Annotated in this window: 26 protein-coding genes and 1 riboswitch; of the genes, 10 read left to right on the plus strand and 16 right to left on the minus strand. The window is 33.9% G+C overall.

Annotated features, from left to right (window positions below):
- Positions 1-49: 49 nt before the first annotated feature.
- The 3 genes from ACUN26_RS13035 to ybaK all read right to left on the minus strand — a co-directional run bounded on the left by ACUN26_RS13035 (position 50) and on the right by ybaK (position 2,502).
- Positions 50-406, minus strand: coding sequence for a hypothetical protein (locus ACUN26_RS13035; RefSeq protein ID WP_000896124.1), 357 nt, complete (start codon positions 404-406; stop codon positions 50-52).
- Positions 407-621: 215 nt separating this feature from the next.
- Complete coding sequence (locus ACUN26_RS13040; RefSeq protein ID WP_000742445.1) at positions 622-1,500, minus strand: 5'-methylthioadenosine/S-adenosylhomocysteine nucleosidase; 879 nt, start codon at positions 1,498-1,500, stop codon at positions 622-624.
- A 176-nt stretch (positions 1,501-1,676) separates the two neighbouring features.
- Positions 1,677-1,780, minus strand: a riboswitch (purine riboswitch).
- 245 nt (positions 1,781-2,025) lie between these two features.
- Positions 2,026-2,502 (minus strand): Cys-tRNA(Pro) deacylase, encoded by a 477-nt coding sequence (gene ybaK, locus ACUN26_RS13045; protein WP_000710868.1) that lies wholly within the window; start codon positions 2,500-2,502, stop codon positions 2,026-2,028.
- A 345-nt stretch (positions 2,503-2,847) separates the two neighbouring features.
- Between ybaK and ACUN26_RS13050 the strand changes: the two genes are divergently transcribed.
- From ACUN26_RS13050 to ACUN26_RS13060, 3 genes are all read left to right on the plus strand, one after another.
- Positions 2,848-4,125 carry a histidine--tRNA ligase gene (locus ACUN26_RS13050; RefSeq protein WP_000425321.1) on the plus strand — a complete coding sequence of 426 codons (1,278 nt, stop codon included), beginning with the start codon at positions 2,848-2,850 and terminating at the stop codon, positions 4,123-4,125.
- A gap of 161 nt (positions 4,126-4,286) precedes the next feature.
- The gene (locus tag ACUN26_RS13055; protein ID WP_000860715.1) at positions 4,287-4,598 is read left to right on the plus strand and encodes a hypothetical protein; all 312 of its coding nucleotides are present in this window, start codon (positions 4,287-4,289) and stop codon (positions 4,596-4,598) included.
- Between the two features lie 346 nt (positions 4,599-4,944).
- Entirely contained in the window at positions 4,945-5,538 is a 594-nt protein-coding gene (locus ACUN26_RS13060; RefSeq protein WP_000914493.1) for a hypothetical protein, read from the plus strand.
- A gap of 244 nt (positions 5,539-5,782) precedes the next feature.
- On the opposite strand, the gene ACUN26_RS13065 is transcribed toward ACUN26_RS13060, so the two are convergent.
- Positions 5,783-6,163, minus strand: a complete 381-nt coding sequence (locus ACUN26_RS13065) for a winged helix-turn-helix transcriptional regulator (protein WP_000340657.1) — start codon at positions 6,161-6,163, stop codon at positions 5,783-5,785.
- 110 nt (positions 6,164-6,273) lie between these two features.
- Between ACUN26_RS13065 and ACUN26_RS13070 the strand changes: the two genes are divergently transcribed.
- Both ACUN26_RS13070 and ACUN26_RS13075 read left to right on the plus strand, forming a co-directional pair.
- On the plus strand, positions 6,274-6,972 hold the full coding sequence (locus ACUN26_RS13070; RefSeq protein WP_002039128.1) for an NAD(P)H-dependent oxidoreductase: 699 nt from the start codon (positions 6,274-6,276) through the stop codon (positions 6,970-6,972).
- 157 nt (positions 6,973-7,129) lie between these two features.
- Positions 7,130-7,414: a DUF1292 domain-containing protein gene (locus ACUN26_RS13075; RefSeq protein WP_002039126.1), complete on the plus strand. Its 285-nt coding sequence runs from the start codon at positions 7,130-7,132 to the stop codon at positions 7,412-7,414.
- A 72-nt stretch (positions 7,415-7,486) separates the two neighbouring features.
- Here the strand turns inward: ACUN26_RS13075 and ACUN26_RS13080 are convergent, their stop codons facing one another.
- Positions 7,487-8,539 carry a pyruvate kinase gene (locus ACUN26_RS13080; protein WP_000151137.1) on the minus strand — a complete coding sequence of 351 codons (1,053 nt, stop codon included), beginning with the start codon at positions 8,537-8,539 and terminating at the stop codon, positions 7,487-7,489.
- An 80-nt stretch (positions 8,540-8,619) separates the two neighbouring features.
- Complete coding sequence (locus tag ACUN26_RS13085) at positions 8,620-8,754, minus strand: hypothetical protein (protein ID WP_000287095.1); 135 nt, start codon at positions 8,752-8,754, stop codon at positions 8,620-8,622.
- Between the two features lie 292 nt (positions 8,755-9,046).
- On the opposite strand from ACUN26_RS13085, the gene ACUN26_RS13090 reads away from it, so the two are divergent.
- Positions 9,047-9,523 carry a hypothetical protein gene (locus ACUN26_RS13090; protein WP_001056344.1) on the plus strand — a complete coding sequence of 159 codons (477 nt, stop codon included), beginning with the start codon at positions 9,047-9,049 and terminating at the stop codon, positions 9,521-9,523.
- Between the two features lie 71 nt (positions 9,524-9,594).
- Positions 9,595-10,530, plus strand: a complete 936-nt coding sequence (locus ACUN26_RS13095) for a hypothetical protein (RefSeq protein WP_098099509.1) — start codon at positions 9,595-9,597, stop codon at positions 10,528-10,530.
- Between the two features lie 67 nt (positions 10,531-10,597).
- On the opposite strand, the gene ACUN26_RS13100 is transcribed toward ACUN26_RS13095, so the two are convergent.
- From ACUN26_RS13100 to ACUN26_RS13120, 5 genes are all read right to left on the minus strand, one after another.
- Positions 10,598-11,299 carry a hypothetical protein gene (locus tag ACUN26_RS13100; protein WP_000782530.1) on the minus strand — a complete coding sequence of 234 codons (702 nt, stop codon included), beginning with the start codon at positions 11,297-11,299 and terminating at the stop codon, positions 10,598-10,600.
- 337 nt (positions 11,300-11,636) lie between these two features.
- Positions 11,637-12,395 (minus strand): SDR family oxidoreductase, encoded by a 759-nt coding sequence (locus ACUN26_RS13105; protein ID WP_000716977.1) that lies wholly within the window; start codon positions 12,393-12,395, stop codon positions 11,637-11,639.
- A 56-nt stretch (positions 12,396-12,451) separates the two neighbouring features.
- Entirely contained in the window at positions 12,452-14,110 is a 1,659-nt protein-coding gene (locus tag ACUN26_RS13110; RefSeq protein ID WP_000036866.1) for a putative ABC transporter permease subunit, read from the minus strand.
- Complete coding sequence (locus ACUN26_RS13115) at positions 14,103-14,828, minus strand: ABC transporter ATP-binding protein (protein WP_000570205.1); 726 nt, start codon at positions 14,826-14,828, stop codon at positions 14,103-14,105. The genes ACUN26_RS13110 and ACUN26_RS13115 overlap by 8 nt, the downstream gene beginning before the upstream one ends.
- Positions 14,829-14,916: 88 nt before the next feature.
- Complete coding sequence (locus tag ACUN26_RS13120; protein ID WP_000958861.1) at positions 14,917-15,111, minus strand: hypothetical protein; 195 nt, start codon at positions 15,109-15,111, stop codon at positions 14,917-14,919.
- A gap of 180 nt (positions 15,112-15,291) precedes the next feature.
- On the opposite strand from ACUN26_RS13120, the gene ACUN26_RS13125 reads away from it, so the two are divergent.
- Both ACUN26_RS13125 and ACUN26_RS13130 read left to right on the plus strand, forming a co-directional pair.
- Positions 15,292-15,651: a DUF3796 domain-containing protein gene (locus ACUN26_RS13125; protein ID WP_000859203.1), complete on the plus strand. Its 360-nt coding sequence runs from the start codon at positions 15,292-15,294 to the stop codon at positions 15,649-15,651.
- Positions 15,639-15,839 (plus strand): helix-turn-helix transcriptional regulator, encoded by a 201-nt coding sequence (locus ACUN26_RS13130; protein WP_000896289.1) that lies wholly within the window; start codon positions 15,639-15,641, stop codon positions 15,837-15,839. The genes ACUN26_RS13125 and ACUN26_RS13130 overlap by 13 nt, the downstream gene beginning before the upstream one ends.
- Before the next feature lie 79 nt (positions 15,840-15,918).
- Here the strand turns inward: ACUN26_RS13130 and ACUN26_RS13135 are convergent, their stop codons facing one another.
- From ACUN26_RS13135 to ACUN26_RS13155, 5 genes are all read right to left on the minus strand, one after another.
- A complete protein-coding gene (locus tag ACUN26_RS13135) occupies positions 15,919-16,881 on the minus strand; it encodes a tubby C-terminal domain-like protein (protein ID WP_000955128.1) in 963 nt (320 codons plus the stop codon).
- A 328-nt stretch (positions 16,882-17,209) separates the two neighbouring features.
- Complete coding sequence (locus ACUN26_RS13140) at positions 17,210-17,920, minus strand: YjjG family noncanonical pyrimidine nucleotidase (RefSeq protein ID WP_000876835.1); 711 nt, start codon at positions 17,918-17,920, stop codon at positions 17,210-17,212.
- A gap of 48 nt (positions 17,921-17,968) precedes the next feature.
- On the minus strand, positions 17,969-18,913 hold the full coding sequence (locus tag ACUN26_RS13145) for a phosphotransferase family protein (RefSeq protein WP_000831897.1): 945 nt from the start codon (positions 18,911-18,913) through the stop codon (positions 17,969-17,971).
- A gap of 90 nt (positions 18,914-19,003) precedes the next feature.
- On the minus strand, positions 19,004-20,026 hold the full coding sequence (locus ACUN26_RS13150) for a tyrosine-protein phosphatase (RefSeq protein WP_000437654.1): 1,023 nt from the start codon (positions 20,024-20,026) through the stop codon (positions 19,004-19,006).
- Positions 20,027-20,205: 179 nt separating this feature from the next.
- Complete coding sequence (locus ACUN26_RS13155) at positions 20,206-20,928, minus strand: hypothetical protein (protein WP_000207394.1); 723 nt, start codon at positions 20,926-20,928, stop codon at positions 20,206-20,208.
- A gap of 123 nt (positions 20,929-21,051) precedes the next feature.
- Here ACUN26_RS13155 and ACUN26_RS13160 point away from each other — a divergent pair, with 123 nt between their 5' ends.
- Entirely contained in the window at positions 21,052-21,891 is an 840-nt protein-coding gene (locus tag ACUN26_RS13160; protein ID WP_000355436.1) for a DUF2785 domain-containing protein, read from the plus strand.
- The last annotated feature ends 3 nt before the right edge of the window (positions 21,892-21,894 follow it).

Genomic DNA, 21,894 nt, shown 5'->3' on the forward strand with positions numbered 1-21,894 from the left:
ATAAGTACAAAAATAGATTGGATACCATGTAGGCACCAATCTATTTTTATTAAAGAAACTGTGTTAATTCTGCATTGACAACACGTTGTGCAGTAATGATAACACTTTCAGCTGTTATTCCATAAACACTATATAGTCCACCAGGTTGATTAGGAACAATTTGAACTTCATATTCTAATGCTTGTCCAAAAGCAGGATGAACTAAACTTAGAGTTTCAATAGTAGAAGCATTAGAATTCACATTGAAATTCACCTGTTCAATTAATACTATTGAACCGTCAAGTCTAAAAACTCTAGCTACTCCAGTAAGCGGGCCAGCAGTACGGTTAAGGATTTTCACCCTAACTCTATTTGCATTAGCAGGTTGATTTCCCAAGTTTTCAATAGGACCTGTAGTAAAAGCCATTTTACATTCACCTCCATTATATTATTACGATATTCAATGTTATATATTAACGCTATAAACTAATTACTCAATTTTTTCTAAATAAAAAAGCTCATTTCTTATATTTTTCAATAAGAAACAAGCTTTTCTTTTTCAACTATCATTCCTAAGGTAAATCTATCTGTCTCGGAAACTTTTGGAGCTAATTGACATTTATGTTGAGCATACAACTACTTCTATTTATTTGGCATCGAAGCTATATACTTTTTAACTACTTCATATACATATTCTTGATTTGCCGCTGCTGTATTTGGATTGTATTTTCCGCCGTTTGTTTTATTGTTAGATAATACTCTAATTCCTAAAAATGGTACGTCATAAGCTTTTGCGATTTGCGCTGCAGCAGCGCCTTCCATTTCTTCTACAGATGTACCGTATTTTGTATGGAACCACTTAATTCTATCAACTTCATTATTCCAAACGTCTGCTGAACCTATCGTACCCTCAACCACTTTACCTTTTGTATATGTATCTTTCACTGCATTAGCTGCTGCAAGTAAATCCTTATCTCCCTCGTAGTATCGGATTTTCTCAGCATTTGGATCTTCTCCTGCACTTCCTTCAGAAGCCATTAAATCCATAGATATCCATTTTGTTGGCTCAATCCCTTGATTCTCATCCATATTTGTGGTTTTTAATGTACCTATATTTGCAACTTGTTTTCCTAACACAATATCAAATACGTTTAAATTAGGATCATGGCCACCCGATGTTCCTTGGTTAATAATCGCTATAGGCTTATATTTTTCAATAGCCACTGCTGTAGCAGCTGCTGTATTTTCCATTCCTTTACCTGTTTTCGCAACGATTACAGGATAATTGTCGACAGTTCCTTTATAAAATACAAATGTTCCAGATTTTTCTTCTTCCACATTTTTCAACCTTTTCGCAAAACTTTCAGCTTCTATCGGCATTGGCCCTTGAATTAAGATTGGTTTTTGATTGGTTTTTGCCTCAACTTGTTTCGGACTCGCATTACATCCCGCAAGTATCGAGAGTGACAATGCAGCAGTAGTTACTAGGGCAGCACATTTTTTCAACGTATTCTTCTTCATAAATAATCTCCTCTTTCTCTTGTTGTTTTCTATACTCGATACTTTTGGTCCAAACAAAAAAGTTCTAGAAATTGTAGAAGAATCTCTACTTTCTAGAACTACGGTAGTCAAAGTTAATGAAGCAAAAGACGAGGTCAATGCTACATTATAGAACGGTAGCGGCTCCATACACAAACCGACCGAATACTTTAACCCGTAGTCCAGTTCTTTCATTGGGAACTAGGTAGAAACGCTCGGACCATATTACCGAGTATATACGAGTGATGTTATTCAAAATTATTATATGGATAATATAACAAACTATTAGTGTAGACGCAATATAAATATGAACATTATTTTATTTCACCCTAAAAATGTTCGCCTTTAAAATGTTTTATACTGAAAAAATCTTTTTTTTGATGTTTTATACCACGAAAAACATAATCCGTATACTTAATTAGATTATCCTACAACAACCGTTAAGAAACATCTATCTAAAATAAAAAGAAGTTCCATAATATTTAGAACTTCTTCCCCTATGTATATTTACTTCGTTATCTCACCAAACTGCGCTCTCGTTACTTTCGCCAAATCTTCCACTTTCAGCTCAATTTGTATACCAATTTTTCCGCCACTTACAATGATCGTTTCAAGTAATCGGGCGCTTTCATCGATACATGTAGAAAATAACTTCTTCATTCCGACTGGTGAACAACCACCGCGAATGTATCCTGACACTTTCGTAATATCTTTTACTGGAATCATTTCAATTTTCTTTTCACCAACTGCTTTTGCCGCTGCTTTTAAATTCAGTTCCTCATCTACCGGAATGATAAACACATGATAATTTTTACTATTCCCTTGAGCGACTAACGTTTTATATACTTCTCTCACTTCTCGTCCAATTTTCTCGGCTACTGACACGCCATCAATTTTCCCATCGTCTGGATCATATGACATCATCGAATATTCAATTTTTTCTTTATCTAATATTCGCATCGCATTCGTTTTATCTTTTTTCATGTGCTTCTCCTTAAAAGGTTATTTCATATTATTAAGTTTTCTTTTATTATACACCCTTTTCCATTTCTCCTACATAACTTCACGCATTTTTCAAAACTGAAAATATTGATATTTCAAAAATCATCTGATATAATTTGGAAAAACTTATGTTAAGGAGAGATTTGTAATGCGAAATTTTAATACTTCTTTCCAACTTCATCATCATACGTAACGCCGTGTATCCGAAGAAAATTTTTTCTTCGTGGGTACAGGGCTTTTCCTGTTTACCCACGAAGCGTTCATAAAGCTATGTGGGTATTTTTATACCCGCATAGCTTTTTTTAATTTAAAAAAGGAGTGATTACAGTGGAAATGAAAAATGTAAAAGGAACAAAGGACTATTTACCAGAGGAGCAAGTGCTGCGAAATAAAATTAAAAGAGCGTGTGAAGATACTTTTGAACGTTATGGCTGTAAACCGTTAGAGACACCTACGTTAAATATGTATGAACTTATGTCTTACAAGTATGGCGGTGGTGATGAAATTTTAAAGGAAATATATACACTTCAAGATCAAGGAAAACGTGAGCTTGCTTTACGTTACGATTTAACAATTCCATTCGCAAAAGTCGTGGCGATGAATCCAAATATTCGTCTACCTTTTAAACGGTATGAAATTGGGAAAGTATTTCGAGATGGTCCGATTAAACAAGGGAGATTTCGTGAGTTTATACAATGCGACGTTGATATAGTCGGTGTTGAGTCTGTCATGGCAGAAGCTGAACTTATGAGCATGGCGTTTGAACTGTTCCGAACGTTAAACTTAGAAGTAACGATCCAATATAATAACCGAAAATTATTAAACGGTATTCTTCAGGCGATTAACATCCCTACTGAATTAATGAGTGACGTAATATTATCATTAGACAAAATTGAAAAGATCGGGATTGATGGTGTACGGAAAGATATATTGGGGCGTGGAATTACTGAAGAAATGGCTGATACGATATGTAATACCGTATTATCTTGTCTAAAGCTTACAATTGCTGACTTTAAAGAAGCTTTCAATAATCAACTCGTTACCGATGGAATAAACGAATTACAACAATTACAGCAATATTTAATTGCTCTTGGAATAAACGAGAATGCTATATTCAATCCGTTTTTAGCACGAGGACTCACAATGTACACAGGTACCGTATATGAAATCTTTCTAAAAGATGGCTCGATTACATCTAGCATCGGTAGTGGTGGTCGTTACGATAATATTATCGGAGCATTCCGTGGTGATAATATGAACTATCCAACAGTCGGTATTTCATTCGGTTTAGACGTTATTTATACAGCACTCTCACAAAAAGAAACAAAATCCTCTACAGCGGACTTATTTATTATCCCACTCGGGACAGAATTACAATGCTTGCAAATTGCCCAGCAATTACGATCCACTACTTCATTGAAAATTGAACTTGAACTAGCAGGACGCAAACTAAAACGCGCCCTTAATTATGCCAATAAAGAGAACATCCCTTATGTACTTATTATTGGTGAAGAGGAACTTAGTGCAGAAACCGTTATGCTAAGAAATATGAAAGAAGGTAGTGAGGTGAAAGTTCCTCTTGCTTCTTTAAGTAATTATTTATAATAAAAACCACCCTCGTTTGGGTGGTTTTTCTATTTTATAAATAACCTATAATTAGTTTACATAAAATAATTATAATCCACTCAAAACTACAAATATATAATATCCAATCACCTATTATTTTTGGTAATATATAGATATAGATTGTTTTAGGAGGATTAACTTTGAAAACCTACATCCAAGCACTAAAATGGACTACAGGGATCTATCATCTTTTATTACTTCCTTGTTATTATTTATTTCCAAGTCTTGTTAACCTATATGGGATACCTTTACTACTATTGATTGTTTTACATATCACTACTTTTTTATTAGCTAAAAAAGAAGGCATGAATACGTATCCTCATTATATCGGTATTATCGTTACTCTAGTTGCCTTCTTTCCTTATATAGCAATCGTTCTACATATTATAGCAGCAATCTTCCTTTTATTAAACGCTACTTCCACTACTAAAAATGAAGTTTTTAACTCATAGTAGGATAAATCGAAATTTTTATTACCGATGGTGTTGTCTATATTAGCACACACCAAAGTCTTTTTCACAAGTAGCACGCCTCCCGCTAACTCTTTTGCTTCAGTAAAGTTTTGAGGTGAATCGGCAAAGAGCAAAATCAGTAGCACACTCTAGCCTTATTGCTAATATCCAAAAAGGATTTACTTTTTAAGTAGATCCTTTTTTAATAGAAAAGCGAATTCCTTACTTTGGATTAATGAAAGAATATCCCAATTTATTTTTATAAAATTCTAAATATTTACAATAAACTCAAACTAACATACATTTTAGTTACACAAAAAAATCTAAGTTTAAAGGAGATGAATTCATGCTTAAAAAGTTGGTAGTAGGTGCAATGTTAGCTGCTTCATCATTAACTGTCGGATTGGGATCAGTATTAGCTAGTACCGAAAAGGATTATACGATTGCCTCTTTCGAATATGTAACTGTGGATGAAAAGGCTGTAGATTCGTTTCACAAATTGGGTGCTCCATCAAAGGAAGACGTAAAAATAACTTTAGTTCTACCGAAACAAAATCAAAATGGAGACTGGTTATCTTATGGATTTTCGAACAAAGAAAGTTTAGAGTCTTTTATTGAAAAAGATAAACAAAGGTTGAATCATACAATCACTCCCCTTGGTGTTGGAGGGAGCGGACCTGGTAGTACAGACTTCTATAAACGTACAGGTAGCGAGTATTTTTCTCTAAGTAGCGGTTATAAAAACTTGTCTCCTAGTTGGCAAAATCAAATTGTTTCTGTACGTACAGCAGCTCCTACTGCTAGCTATTCAACAACGCTATGGGAACGTACTTCAACTGAAGGATATGGAAAAGGTGTTGTTTTTAGACATGCTGATTGGTATGGTAAAACTGCAAACTTGAGTGACTTTTTAACTTCAGCAGTTGAAGTTAAAAAGTAAAAAACATAGAAATAAAGTGAAACTTTAATCAGTGGGGGGTTTGTTGATCCCCCACTGATTATTAGCCTTCACCAATCGGGCTTTTACGGGCAGCCCGATCCCCACCTAACTTCTTTGCTTCCACTGAATTTTGAGGTGGGGGTCTTACTGCCCGTTAATGCGGGATAAAAGGTGTTTCCACATATGGAAACACCTTTTATTTCTACAACTATTTCACATATCTCTCCTATATCCATTTCAACTCTTAACTTTTATTTTGTGTATTTCTACTTTCCAAAACTTTCTCCATATTATGAGTTGCCCATTCCATCATTAATAGAATCATTGGACGAAGTGATTCACCAAGCTCAGTTAACGAATATTCTACTTTTGGAGGTACTTCGCGGTACACTTCGCGATGTATGATACCATCTGCTTCAAGTTCTCTAAGCTGCAGTGTTAACATTCTTTGTGTGATATTAGGTTTTAATCTTTTTAATTCATTAAACCTCTTTGTACCATCTAATAAATGATACAAAATAACCCCTTTCCATTTCCCTCCAATGACCTCAACCATCGCTTCCACTGGACAAGAATATTTATTTAAAAATGGGTAATTTATATTATTTTCGTTTGAACAATCCATAATAAATCCCTTCCCTTAACATTAGTATCTTTTTTGATACTATACCACATAAATGTGCGTACTTGTTTCTATGTTACTTTAAAAATATAATTTGGTTACAAAATAAATTAATGAAAAGAGGAACTTTTATGACAAATATAAAAGAAATTACAAAAGAAAAAATTATGGAGGCTTTTCATTTCAGACATGCATGTAAAGCGTTCGATCCTATGCAAAAAATTTCAGAAGAGGATTTTAATTTCATTTTAGAAACAGCCAGATTATCTCCTTCTTCTTTTGGATATGAACCTTGGAAATTTGTTATCGTACAAAATAAAGAAGTAAGAGAAAAACTACAACCATATTCATGGGGTGCTGGTGGGCAACTTGCAACAGCTAGTCACTTTGTTATTGTTCTTTCAAGAAACATTAAAGATATGCATTATGATGCAGATTATATTAAATATATGATGAACGATATTATTGGATTGCCTGAAGACACTCAAAAAATTAGATATGAATTCTTCAAAAAGTTCCAGGAATCAGATTTTAACTTATTACAATCCGACCGTGCTGTATTTGATTGGGCATCAAAACAATCTTATATCGCTTTAGGTAATATGATGACGAGTGCAGCTCAAATTGGTATTGACTCTTGTCCAATAGAAGGATTTGATAAAGAGAAAGTAGATTCTTTACTTCGTCAAGAAGGCATTGTAAAAGACGATAATTTTGAAGTATCTGTTATGGTTGCCTTTGGTTACCGTAAAGAAGAGCCAAAGCGTGATAAAACAAGACAGACTACGGATATAATTGTTGAATGGATTTAGTAACATAGCACGCAAAAAATAATGCTCCTTATAGCTGTATACTCATACTAAAGAAGAATCAGTTGTTTTCTTACGTATGAATTTGTTTTTTCATGGAAAGATATGTTAGTATGTATACAGTTTGAGTGCTCTATTTTTAGAGTCGAACAGGAGGAGAATGAATATGTCTGATATTGAAGTTGGCGAAGTGTTTACTCTTAGTGATGAGAATAATGAGGATCAGGAAGTAGAAGTACTTGGAGCGATGGATGTCGAAGGTGCAGAATATATTGCAGTTGCCTTCGTAGAAGACATTCAAACAGAAACTGAGGAAGACATTGATATCTTCTTTTTAAAAGTAGAAGAAGATAATGAGTTTTCATACATCGAAAATGACGAAGAGTTTGACAAAGTATCGGCTGCTTTTGATAAGATTTTGGATGAGCAAGAAGAGCAAGAGTAATATTCGTTAAAAACTCGAGGGGGATGCATATCCGCCCTCTTTTTTTATTCATCACTTACCAAGCTACATGTATTAAAGAGACTTATGCAGCCATTCCAGTACATCTTTCATCGCAAAAGGACCATCTTTTTTAACTTGCTCCGCAAATTCCGAAACGAGACGTAGTGTTCTCACACTTTCGATTGGATGCTCTCCTGATGCACTTTCAGCAGAAAGCATCACTGCATTCGTCCCGTCTAGTACAGCTTGAAAAACATCGGTGACCTCTGCCCTTGTAGGAATAGAATGATCTACCATAGATTGAAGCATTTGTGTTGCTGTAATAACATATATATTCGTTCGATTACATTCACGAATCATCATTTTTTGTAAAAGCGGAATAATTTGATACGGCAATTCCACTCCTAAATCCCCCCTTGCAATCATAATTCCATCTGCTTCTTTACATATATCTTGAAAATTCTCGATTGCTTCCATCGTTTCTATTTTTGCAATTAAACTTGGGGACGTTTCTTTATGCTCTTGTATAAAATTTCGTATTTCCTTTATATGACTAGGTTTTCGTACGAAAGAACACGCAATAAAATTAACATCCTCTTCTAAAAGAAATTGAATGTCTTTTTTATCTTTCTCTGTAATAGCCGGTAAACTAACTGTCGCACCTGGTAAATTCACCCCCTTATGAGATGAGATATTACCACCTGTTTTGATCTTTGTTTCTATTTTTTCCTTACTTACCTTTTCAACAATTAATTCAACCTCTCCATCATTAATCAAAATTCTACTGTCTACTTTCACATCATTCGCAATACCTACATAATCCACACTTGCTTCTGTATTACTCCCTATGACTGGTTGCGTATGTAAAAGAAAAGAATCCCCGGCCTTAAGTGTAATTTGATCTTCCTTCATTTCACCTAATCTTATTTTAGGACCTTGCACATCACCTAAAATTTTAATAGAATCATCTAAAGATTTCACTAAACGAATGATGTCTTTATGACTTTCATGCGTGCCATGTGATAAATTTAGCCGAACAATTTTCATACCATTCTTTATTAACTGCACTAACGTTTCTTTATTATTACTTGCTGGTCCTATTGTACATACTCGATCAATTGTCATTCTTGCCACCATCCTTTTTCAGATAGGTTTCCCACAAAAATTTAAAAATAACATAGGGAATACAATAACAGCTTTAAACTTTACAAACGAAGTAATCCTACATACAAACGTAGAATTGCTTCGTACATGATTGATTTATACCGTGTTTCGTTTTTACCGTTAATACTCTCCTTTACTATCTTTTCTTTTTCCGCCGCTACAATTAATGAATACATAATCCGATTGTTTTGTATTACATTCTTCTAACTCTCTTTCATTACCACCCTACTTTTCATTCATGTGCTCTTCTATAAGTGTAAATCTACATTTACATGAATTTCATATTGGTAACCCTATTTCCATGTTCGCTAAGCAGTTAAAGCTATATTCAAATTATTAAAATGAAGATATGTTAAATCAAAAGTAAAAGAAAAGTTAAGTATCGGATAGGTTGTTGAGAGTTTCGAATTTTTCGTATATTGTATGAGTTGAGTTCGAACTCAAAAATTAAAAAAGGTGGGAAAATTAGTGAATATGAAAAAATCTTTAGCGGTGACAACTTTAGGGTTAGCGGTTTTAGGTTTTGGTTTTACTAATAACGCAAGTGCCTCAGAGGTGGGTGCTACAGACAAGCAGCCTGTTTTAGTTGACTTTGATACAATTCAATCAGCAAAAACATCCAATGTTTCTAGTTTGACTGTTGCAGCTACACCTAAGAATGATTCTAACATTAGCGTCTATACTCCCTTTTTTGGTAACCCATATGCAGTTGCTAAATCGAAATCAACTACGACCGAAGACTATATTTATGCAAAAGCAAGGACTTTCAATGGCGATGGCTCATTAGTGAATACGAAAAGTAATAATGCAAAAAAATCATCTTATGTAAGTGCTACAGCGACCAACACAAGCGTTTATTATGGAGATGATTACGCTATTGGTAATCATACCTATAAATTAAATGGTTATAATGATGTGAATCACGAAACAAAAGCTTCCTGGTAAGAAAGAGAAAAAAGATATGCATCTTGCATATCTTTTTTCTCTTATATTTTAAATATATTGAGGTGTTATTTATGAAAAAAATATATATCATTATCGGTTTTTTACTTATTTCTTTCTTTACAATGTATGTTTTGTTCCATGCTTCAATTATACAACCTTATACACCTTCCAAAGAAAATAAGAGAGAGAAACAAACCAATACTATTTCATACGGCTTGAAGGATAATCAAGGCCAACATATTAACAACGGTAGTGAAATTACTAGTGAGAATAATACAATTAACGTATCGTTATCCTTTATACATAATATTGACGAAGACCGAAAGTATGGATTAATTGTTCTAGAAGATTACGTACAAAAACCTTTCAAAATAGAAAATACTGTAAATGAACTATCACACTACTCTTTCGATATGAAACCAAATAGTTCGATTACTACGAAAATCTCTTTACACACTTCTCCTAACGCAAGCGAATTAGCCTTTTTAATTATTAAAAAACCTGAATATAAGTTAAAAGATAATGACTTACATAAAGCGTCTATACTAGAAGAGATTTTAAGTATGCGATATTCAATACATCATCCTCATAAAGAAAGTGAAACATTAAAGTCTACCCCTATACAGCCAAATACTATTTTAAAAGATGGTCTTTATGAGCCATTATTTGTTACGAGCAATGAAGAGAAATTACAAACGGTATTTTCTGAAAAGGAAGGTGAAACATTAACTCTATCGAACGGAAATGAAACAAAAGATGAAATACCTTATGCAATCGTGGCCTTTAAAGATTGGGAACAAGTTGAATTATTCCATAATAAAAACGTCGCTTATACTACAGTGGCACCAGAAACGAGACAAACTTTTACTTTCACACTACCTACAGTGGAACAGGAAAGTAATTTTCAACTAGTCGCATTCCCATTTCCTTATAAAGTTAGTGAAGATCATTATGTCAGTCAACAAGCATACGGTTCATTTCGTATCGTAATTGAAAATAAAAAATAAATATGTTCCCACTTTATACAATTACAACAACGTAAAAAGCCTACTCACACAAGTAGGCTTTTTCATACTACGATAACTTCGTCAATAACTGATTTAAATCTTTTTTCGTTTTCGACGTTAACGACTTCATTTTCGTAATATCGATCTTTTCTTTTTCCGCGCCTACAATTAACGGATACATACTTTGACCGATTGTTTTAGAATCCGTCGGATGTGATGCTTCTAACTCTTTTTCAATGACATCCCACTTCTCATTAATTTGTTTTCCAAGTTTATTCACTGTTTCTAATTTAGGGTTAGCAGCTAATTGCTTGTCTAAGCTTTCAATTAATGTAACGACTTCTTTTACGTTCGTTTTCACAGCAACACTTTTCTTCGGATCTTTAGTAGTCTTTCCACTTGTCGTTTGGTCTGTCGTTTTCCCGCTAGTAGTTTGATCGGTTGCTTTGCCACTTGTAGTTTGCTCATTCGTTTTTCCTGTCGTTTCTTTTTCTTTTGTCGTTTTGCCGTTATTTTCTGTTCCAGATGATTCTTTTGTATTTTTTGCATCCTTATCTGTTTTTTCATTTGAAGAAGTATTTGTTTCTTTTTCAGTATCTTTCGTTGTTTTTGACGCTTCATCTGTACTTGTCGTTTTTGTTTCTCCTTCATTTTGTGCTGTTACTTGCTCTTTCTTTTCTGCCTCTTTATCTGCTGATGGACTACAAGCTGCCATAGTAAGCATTGTACCAATTGTTATCGATGCGATAGCGACCTTTTTCATTTTCATATAAATCCCCCTATGTTTACTTAATTTATCCTCCCCTTTACGATTCTATTTCCCCTTAAAAAATCCCTTTTCATACGAATCACCATCTTTCCGACAGTAATCTTCATAATAATACGTACAAAAACTGATAAACCGATTTGAATATTCGAGTTTCTTCTACTTCATTTTTCCTCTCTGCTGTAAAAGAAAAAGAGTATATTGTCACATCAAGAATTACTATCCTCATATGACAATATACTCTCCTATCAAATTTTTCTCTTTCTTGACATTTTATTTATACAAAAAAATATAAATATCTTAATTTTTTTGTTTCTCAACAATTGTTAACATAATGTTTTTATGAGAAACCACCATTCGAATGAATGACTTGCCCAGTAATCCACTTCGCTTCTTCACTTACTAAAAAAGATATTAGGCGCGCAGCATCCAATGATTCTCCAACTCTACCTTGCGGGAATTTCCATACTAAATAATGTTCTAATTCCTCTGTAATCCACCCCGTATTCGTCGGTCCTGGATCAACGGCATTAACGGTAATCCCCTTCTCCATCGCAACTGGTGCTACTGATTTTGTAAATGCTTCAATTGCTCCTTTCGTTGCCACATATGCTAGTTCATCTGGCATTGGATCTAATGACTGCCCTGAAGTAAGATTAATAATACTTCCACTCTTCTTGTATGCATAATGTTTTATAAATAATGAACTTAATAACATAGTTGCCCGAACATTCACTGTATAATGTTTATCTAACTGTTCTACATTTAATTCCTCAATTCTCGTATGAGTAGCATACGCTGCATTATTAATTAAAATAGATGGATCACCTAATCGTTCTGATACCATATAAAACAAACGATTTGGTGAATAAGACTGTGATAAATTGATTTCTGCCATTTCACATCGAACACCGTAACTTTCAATCTCCTTCTTCAACAAAAAGGGGTCTTGATCATTCATTCCCCATGGCATCGCTTTATCATACTGAGACCAGTATGTGAAAAAAATGTCTATCCCTTTTTGAGCAAGCACCTTGCATACAGCTGCACCAATTCCATTCAGACGAGTTGCCCCTGTTACAATTGCTATTTTCTTCACCTTTTCTCCTCCATCTATGGATAAATCCCCTGCACGAATACAGAGGATCTACCTTCTTAATTAATATTTGACAATATACGTTCTGCACCTAATTTTAAAATTTTAATAAAGATATAATTTACAATCGTAAACATTGCAAATAAAACGATAAACATAACCCAAAGTCCGACTTGAAGGAAGAAGTATAATACACTTACTCCGGCTACAATAATTAAAGCTATTAAAATATTAGCTAAAAAATTCCACAAAGTTGTATATCGACTTTTAAATAATTTCTGCTCTGTATCCCAATGAATATCTGCAGTTTGTGCGTCCCAGCGTGTTCCAATTAAATTAATTAATAACAACCCGTTCGCACTTAGTAAAAACCACAGTATCATGAAGACTGGAGAAATTCCAGCTACAACTGCCATCGTAATACCAAATACTGCTAAAATAATCACATTAATTAACCAAGCAGTGATCGCTTTCGCAAAAAAGATATCCGAAGCTTTTACTGGTAAATATCGATTCACAAACCATGAGCTTCCATCACGTGAAAATGACGTCGTTGCAATGACGTTACTACCCATCAAAAATAACGATGCACAAAGACCAACACCGATTGCAAACCCCGTTGTCTCTGGATTGTTAATATACTCTGTAATAAACTTTAAATTCCCATCTTGTACAAATAAAATAAAGAACAACATAATCGGCATAACGAAAGTTTGTACGATACAATTTAAGAAAAATTGTGGTGTACGGAATAACGTTTTAAATTCTTTTTTCACATACGCTTTCAAATGTGAACTTTGTACGGTTGATTTCTGTAAACCTTCTGCTGAAATGACCTCTTTTTTTGCTGTACTCGTTGAAAGTCCAATAACCCCTTTTAAATATGTACGCTCTGCAATGTAATAAAACAACACAAAGAAGACAAATGAAATAAGGGCAAAGATCATTACATATAAAGGTCCCTTCCAATTTGCACTTTCTACTAATGCCACTGCTCCAAAATATGTAGTTGGAAAATAATTTGTCATTTGTACTATAAGAGAAGATTGATTATTTACAAGATATTCCGCAGCCCCGTCTCCAGAAAACGCACTTTTATTTCTCCACTGCATAAATACGTTAATTCCTACAATAAATAGTATACTTACGATTCCAATAAATATATTTCCTCGATCTTTATTTTTTGCTATATTTGTATACCTCATGATTACTGTCATCAGTAACGAAGCTAATACTAACGGCACGATCGGGAAAAGTAAGTAAATAAAAATCATATATATGTAATATGTAATAAACGCGCCACTTTTTAAACCGTACGTAATGAAGATGGGTAATAAAATGAATGAACTCATTACGTATTGTGTAATTAATACCGTTAAAAATTTTGCCGAAATAATTTGCGCTGGTTTTAATGGTAACGGCAATAACATTTCAATATCATTGCTGTAGTAAAATACAGTTAAAATGTTCGTAATACTCATTAAAAATACCCATATACTCGCAATCGCAAGTCCCATTGCGATAATCATTCCTGGGTCTTGCCCTAATTGTTTCATACCTTCATACATTCCATGCGTCATCGAACCAAATATTAAAAAACCAACAAATAAAATAGCTGCAAATGAAAATACATATGCCCATCGCTTCTTCTTATCTGTTATGAAATCTGCATAATTTAATTTCAATAATACTTTCGTTAACGTCCAAATTTTACTCATTGCCCGTCATCTCCAAGAACATTTTTTCAAGTGATTCATTGGATTTAAAATGATCTCTCATTTCATTTAAATTTCCTTTAAACTGCAAATTCCCCTTATTAATAATAGCAACCCGGTCACATATTTTTTCCGCTACTTCTAATACGTGTGTAGAGAAAAATACAATCTTTCCTTTATCCGCATGCTCTCTCATCATTTCTTTTAAAATATAGGCAGATTTCGGATCAAGCCCTGTTAACGGTTCATCTAAAATCCATACATCTGGCTCATGCACGAGCACACCAATAATAACAATCTTTTGTCTCATACCGTGTGAATAACTTTGAATTTGATCAGATAAAGCATTATAAAGGTCAAATTTCTTCGCTAAAGACTCTATTCGTTCTTGGCGCACTTCTTTCGGCACTTCATACATATCTGCCATAAAGTTTAAATATTCAATTCCCTTTAATCGTAAAAACATATCTGGGCTATCAGGAACATAACCAAACGTCTTCTTCGCTTCCATCGGCTCTTCCATAATATTTTTGCCGTTAATCGTAATAGTCCCTTTGTCCACCCCATGAATACCAGTAATCATCTTAATTGTCGTTGATTTACCAGCACCATTCGGTCCTAAAAAACCAAAGATTTCTCCGCTAGGCACAGATAAACTTAAATCTTTTACTGCATAGGTAGACCCATTATAACTTTTTGACACATTCGTAATTTCAATCATTCCATCCAATCCTTTCCTTAATTACCAAATAACTATATTGATATTATAGCATACTTCTATTTTGAGATTTTTACATTTTTCAGTTTATTTAACCTTTAAAATAAATGTACACCCCTAATCCAACAATTAAAACGACGGCTAATATAATATAAATCATCGTAAGACGTTTAATATTTCCTTTTGTCGCTTTACTATAATTCGCATCACCATTTCTCCCAATTAACACCGTCGCAATTACAGTAATCACTACAAGTAATACAACAATCATGATCCAAGTTAGCATTCCTTCCTCCCCTTCCTTACAATCATTTTACAATATTATCCTCTTTATTTCGCAGTATATTTCCTCTTTTTACTATTATTATGAAAAGAATTGGAAAACTATTATTACCATACATTTCTATACGTGATATATTTATAACATAATGTGATTTATTTCTAACATGATAAGGAGGATATATTTATGAAAACAACTTGGATTAAATATTTAGGATTTCTCGGTTTCTTCGGTTTTCTCGGATTTTTTTATGAAAAAGGATTTTTTACTATGTTCTGTTTCTTCTCCTTCTTCACATCGTATAGAACGGTTCAACACGATGAACTGTTTGAACAAATTGTCAATAAATCGTGCCGCAATGCATTTATCGTTACATTACTAACTACCGCTATCATTCTGTTTATTGAAATGTTATTTCCAAACCCTACTTTACAAGAGATTGATATTGCTGTTATTTTCGCTACACTTATTCTTACGTTCGGTTTCTCTATGTTCTTTTACGATAAACCAGTTGATGAAATGGAAGATGTACCATGGCGTTCGTAACGAAAATAAAAGAATACCGCGCCAAGCTACATATGACACAAGAAGATTTAGCAAAGAGCGTTGGTGTACGCCGTGAAACAATTAGCCATCTTGAAAAAGGAAAGTACAATCCTTCCTTACAACTTGCTCACGATATAGCGAGAGCACTTCATAGTAAGATTGATGAGATTTTTATTTTTGAGGATTGATTAAAGGCATCCTGTCACCATAATCACATAAAAAAATACCATCATTCTTTCCAAAAAGAATGACGGTATTTCTCATTGATTATCCATATAAAACTGCATGAAATACGCCTAACAGTAAGTATTGATCCTCTATATAATCATCATCATACACATTCATCTCGATGTAATACATATCTTCCTCAAGACGAATATTCCAATCTGCGATTACATAGCCCTTTCGTAATAACTTTCCAAGCCCAATTGAAGTTTTGTGAACAACATATTCTTCTCTCTTATATGTAAAGGTAAATAAGAAATTTGCGTCTAATAACTTTCCGTCACATACAAGTATTTCATGCTCTGCATCATTATTATCTTTGTACGTTACTAAAATCTTTCTTTGGCGCTGCCTACTTACATCCTTTGCAATGACGCGAATATTATCCTTACTATCCTTTATTTCATAAATGATATTACTACCGATTTTTGGAATGAAGTCTAGTACTCTCATCAACGTATTTTTATAGTAGCCCCGTACTACGCCTACTTGTTTGCTTTCATTATAAACTTCTATTGATATTGTATCCGCTTTACTATCACACGGTCGTTTGTAAGAAAGCTGCATCATTCGCTCTCCTCTTAAGTACTGATCAAACGTCACAGGATATTCTATCGCACGCAGTTCCTTATTTAGCTCATATAAACAACGCCCAACGCTCTCTATTAATGCTGTAGTAGATATACGTTCCTGAAGTTCAAATTGTTGCCAACTGGAATAAATTCTCCACTGATTTTCCTCTTCATAGGAAAAACCAAGAATTATCTCATCACGGTCAGCCGTTTCATAATTCATATGTACGTTCTGCCCGTATTGAACTTGTTCCATCCACTGTCCTAAATAAATGCCGAGCTCTGCAACCTTCATGCATGACTTTTGAAAAAGTACTCTTTCACTCGCGCAAATCGTTACATCTCCTTCGATAAAGCCCTTTGAATAAGCATCATACCGTGACTCATCCTTCTGCGGGAGACTTTTGTCTAACTCAAATAAAAACGTTAACATCCTTTATTCACCTCTAGTTGTTACACTAATCATACATGACATCGCATTACTCTGAGAAACTATTTATATACGTATATTTAATTCACGCATTATAACACGTGAATGACCTTGTATAGTAGCGCTATTTTTTATTCTATATCTTAGTATATGAACTTATATGAGCGATTTTTCTAATATATCTATCGTAACTTACAATATATCAACGATTTTTTCAATATATCTATCGCAACTTACAATATATCAACGATTTTTCTAATATATCTATCACAACTTACAATATATCAACGATTTTTTCAATATATCGATTTTTCGACAAATATCAGCACAATTAAAATGAAGCTACCTTTTCTTCCGCCACTTCCCCAATTTCTAAAATTTGTAGCAGACTCTCCACTTCATAAGTCGGCTTAACACCCGTCATATTTTCTTTCAAACTCGGATTATACCAACACGTATCAATGCCGTAATCTTCTCCGCCTTTCATATCAGAAGTTAGCGAATCTCCAACCATTAGTACACTTGATTTATCCGTAATCCCAAACTTTTCAAACGCATAATCAAAAATCTCACGTGCTGGTTTTTGATGCCCCACTTCTTCAGAAATAATAATATGTTCAAAGAAGTTACGTAAAGGCGAATTTCCAATTCTCGATTGTTGCACCTTCGTATATCCATTCGTAATAATACCTAGCTTGCAATCTTGTAGATTTTCACATAATTGCACTGCACCTTCAATAAGATGTATTTCTTTCCCTAAGTTTTCAAGGTATACATCACTAAATTGCTGCGCATCTACTTCTATATGATGAAGTGCAAATAATTGTCTAAATCGATCTACCGCTAATTCACTTAGCGTAATCATTTTATTCTCTAAATCTCTCCATAACCCATTACTAATCTCTTTATAACTTGCAAGATAATCATTATACCCTGTAGGCATGCCGAACTGTACAAACGCGTTATGTAATGCGTTTCTTTCCGTTTCAGGGAAATCTAATAATGTATCGTCTACGTCGAATAATATAACGTTGTATTTCATGATGTTCTCCTCAATTCCTATTTTCAAAACTTCATTTTCATAGCTTCATTATAAACTTTTATATATTTCATTATAAAGTGCTTTGACTCGCTCTTTATAGAATACACCTTTATCCTTTATTTTCAAATCTGCTATAAATAAGTTTGCTAGCATGACCGCTGTATCTAGTCTATAAAATAAATTAACAATATGAGGGGTAGCATTAAAGATACTATCATTCTTATATCCATCTTTAAATTCATCCCAACTAACCTCATTTGTTTCAGCTATTCTCATAAGCTCCAATAACGGATGACCAATTAAAGCGTTATCCCAATCAACTATTGCTTTAACTTCTCCATTATACCCAATTAAATTGGCTGGTCGAATGTCCATATGTAATAAACACTTTACATGATTAGCTGTACTAAGAATATGTTCAATTGTTTGTGCATCTGGAAGTTTAATACCACAATTCGTAATTGTATTAAAACCTTCTACTCGTTTCACAATGCGTTCCGCTATATACTTACTAATTGGCTCTTTAATATTCTGCTCGTAATGTAAACCTTCAATTGGCATACTATGAAGCTTGCTGACTAACTTCCCTATTTCGTATGCCGAAATTGGCATATGATCCGTAGCCACATAATCCGATATTAAAAAATCAAGTTCGGTAGAAAGATGCAATCTGTGTATACTTGGTACTGGAATACTTTTTGAATGACAATACTTAGAAAGCTCTGCTTCCTTTTGCAACGAAATCCGACTATTAAATAAATCTTCATTTATATTTTCTACTTCTCTTTCCCACGGCACTCGAAATGCTAAAGGTCCCTTTCCTGAATCTCCGCGAAAAACAATATTTTGCACTCCCGTTCCAATCACCTTTAAATCCTGCACAGCTAATTCCTTATATTCTTGACTTAATATTGTTGTTAAACTTTCCCTTAACTCCTCTGCTTTTAAACGTGTATGGATCATTTTATCCCCCGATTCGTAAGTTCTTTTCATCCATTTTCTCCTCGGTGCACAACATCCTCATAAACAAAATTATAGCAATAATAATAAAAGGAGGCTAATCCAAATCAGCCTCCCTTCTTCTTATTTTTCTTCTAACAATAACATTTTCATTTCCTCTAACGACTCTTTCGTAAAGCCAAGAGCTTTTTCAGCGTATGCTTCAACTGATCCGTATTGCTTATGGATTCCATCAATCGCAGCTTGTAAATATTCGGCGCGTGCTTCAAACATTGCACCTAATATCGCTCTACTCTCATCGTTTTGTAGTTTTGCACCTAAAAAGGCCATCATTTTTTCATTTAATTTTTCACGGAAACCGTTACTTAGTAAATAATCTTCCATTACTGTTTTTTCTGGCACACCTAATAGAAGTAGTAATAATGCTGATCCAAATCCAGTACGGTCTTTTCCAGCTGTACAGTGGTTTACTAATGGTAAGTTTTCCGGATTTTGTGCAAGTTGTAAGAAGCTCACGAACGCCTCGTTACCACTTACGAAATCTTGGTTCATTTTCACAAGATATTCACCTGGTTTCCCCAACAGAGAAAGGTCACCAACTTGGAAAAACTCATTTATATTTAAGTCTTTCGCCAAGTCTTGCATAACTGGTAAGCATACTTGACGAGCACCTGTAATCTCTGGATTTGGCTTATGCTTCACTTCAAAGTCTGTACGATAATCACAGATTAACTTTAATCCAGACTTCTGTAAATACGCAATATCCCACTCTGTTAGTCCCGCTAATTCTTCAGAACGGTACAATTTGCCCCATTTTACTTTACGGCCTTCTGTCGTTTCATATCCTCCCATATCACGGAAATTAAACGCTCCTTGTAGTGGCAATCTACGCTCAGCTACTGTCACTGCTTGTCCATTATTTCCTACTAGTCTAAAATATGGGCGTTCATTTTCACTCGGGTTTTCAATAGTGCATGATGATTCCCCGTTTACAGTTACAAGTAATTCTCCATTTTCTTCAATATAATCTGGTGAAGTACTCCAATAAATGCGTACTTCTTCTATATTATTTTCCCACTTTATATGTAACATATTATCTTCATTTCGTTCTACAGTTGCTTGTAGCCAATTTTCTTGCTGCTCCATTCTTTCACCAACGCTTTCTCTTATAATCGAATCTTTCTCTATTGTATTATAGGAATATCTACTTTGTCGTTCTCATTTTTCTTTTTATCTTACAAACAGGCAAAAAGTTCTTTTACTTGTTCATAATTTGTACACGGATTGCCTCGAAATGAGTTCGAGAGAGTACATCATTCATCCTCCTAAAACTTCCTCACATATCGCTCAATAGAACTAAGCAGCTGACATCCATTCTTCCCAAAAACATCCTTCATCCACTCATTTTGTACATTTGTCTCGCCAATATAATAAGATGCACCTATTTCCTTTAAGACAAACATTGCACCTGTAAAGAATGCTGCTTCGTACCCTTTATTTCGCATATTTGGAGCCATTACGAAATACATAAGTTTCCCTTCTTCTAACGTACCTTTCTCAATATGCGGGATTACAATTCCTATTGGCTCTTCGCTTGCAACTGCTGTTAAACAATGTTCTTTCCATTGCTCACCAATTTCTTGTTCCATCATATGTACAAATTGATTATAGTCGACTTGTTCTTCCGTCATTTCGTTCCAAAAAGAATAAAAAGTATCCTCTCCTACTTCTTCAATCAGCTTAAAATCAATTTCACTTTCTACATCTTCTACTTCATATATATCCTTAAATACAATCATGTTTTCAGTAACATATTCAAATGAATACGTTTCAAAACATTTCTTATACACATCATAATTTGGACTTTTTGAAGAGATCTCAAAATGTAATTTTTCTACCCCCTCTTTTTCAGCCTCAGCAACGCAATATTGCATGATCTCTTTTAATTGCTCTTCTGTAAAAGCCTCTGCATTATTTTCTTTTATCATGATAGAAGAAGCACTTCTTCTTATTTTAAAATGTTTTTCTAACTGTTCTATTGTCGTCATATTCTTCCCTCATCTATGTCATACTCGAATTTCTAATGGTTCTCCTTGCATGAGCAGGATTGTCCTTGAATATATAGAATACTAGAAAAGATCGCATCTTTAAAGTGCGGAGGAGGTTCTCCATTGGATATTACAGCATTGCAACAACAGTTAGAGCTTATACAACAAAATGACTATACGCAACTGCATCATATAAATGTAAATGAGTTAACTTTGAACATGCTTCAGTACATCGGAACGACTGATAGTTACGTTCGTTACCAACTTATATATAAATGTTTTGCGCATTTCATTCATCATGAATTCCTTATGGACGATCAGCTGAAATTACTGTTGCAAACATGTTTAAGTGATGAGTATTTATATTGTGACATTTACTCCCCACATACAGATGGGGTTTTCACACGTTCTTACACTGTTTCTTTAATTGCGTTAATACTTCAATTCGCTAACTCTCACTACTTTTTTACAGAAGAGGATATTGAAGAGATAAAAAATAAACTTATTACATATACAAACTTAGAAATGGACTTTCGAGGATATATCGAAAATAAAGGATGGGCTCATTGTATCGCCCACGTATCTGATGCTTTCACTGAAATTGTTCATAATTCACATACGACTTTTGAGTGGTATGAAGAGCTCATTCATTGTTTATTAAATAAAATCTTCATTCCATCTGATATTTTTCATAATAACGAAGATGAGCGTATTGTTACGCCATTAATATCCATGCTGTATCATGACTTCCAGCAAGATGAGTTAATTTCAATTATTTATAAAAAAATAAAAAGGCTTCCTCAAATTAGAAAACGCCTTTCGCTTAATGAGTATTGTATTTTATGTGCCAACATTAAAACCTTTTTACGTACATTATTTTTTAGAACAAAAGATGATCATAACTTAGCCTATACAGCACGTAAAACAGAAAAAATGTTAAAAGAACTTCCAAACTATTATTAAATA

The organism is Bacillus sp. WC2503, from assembly GCF_052682895.1.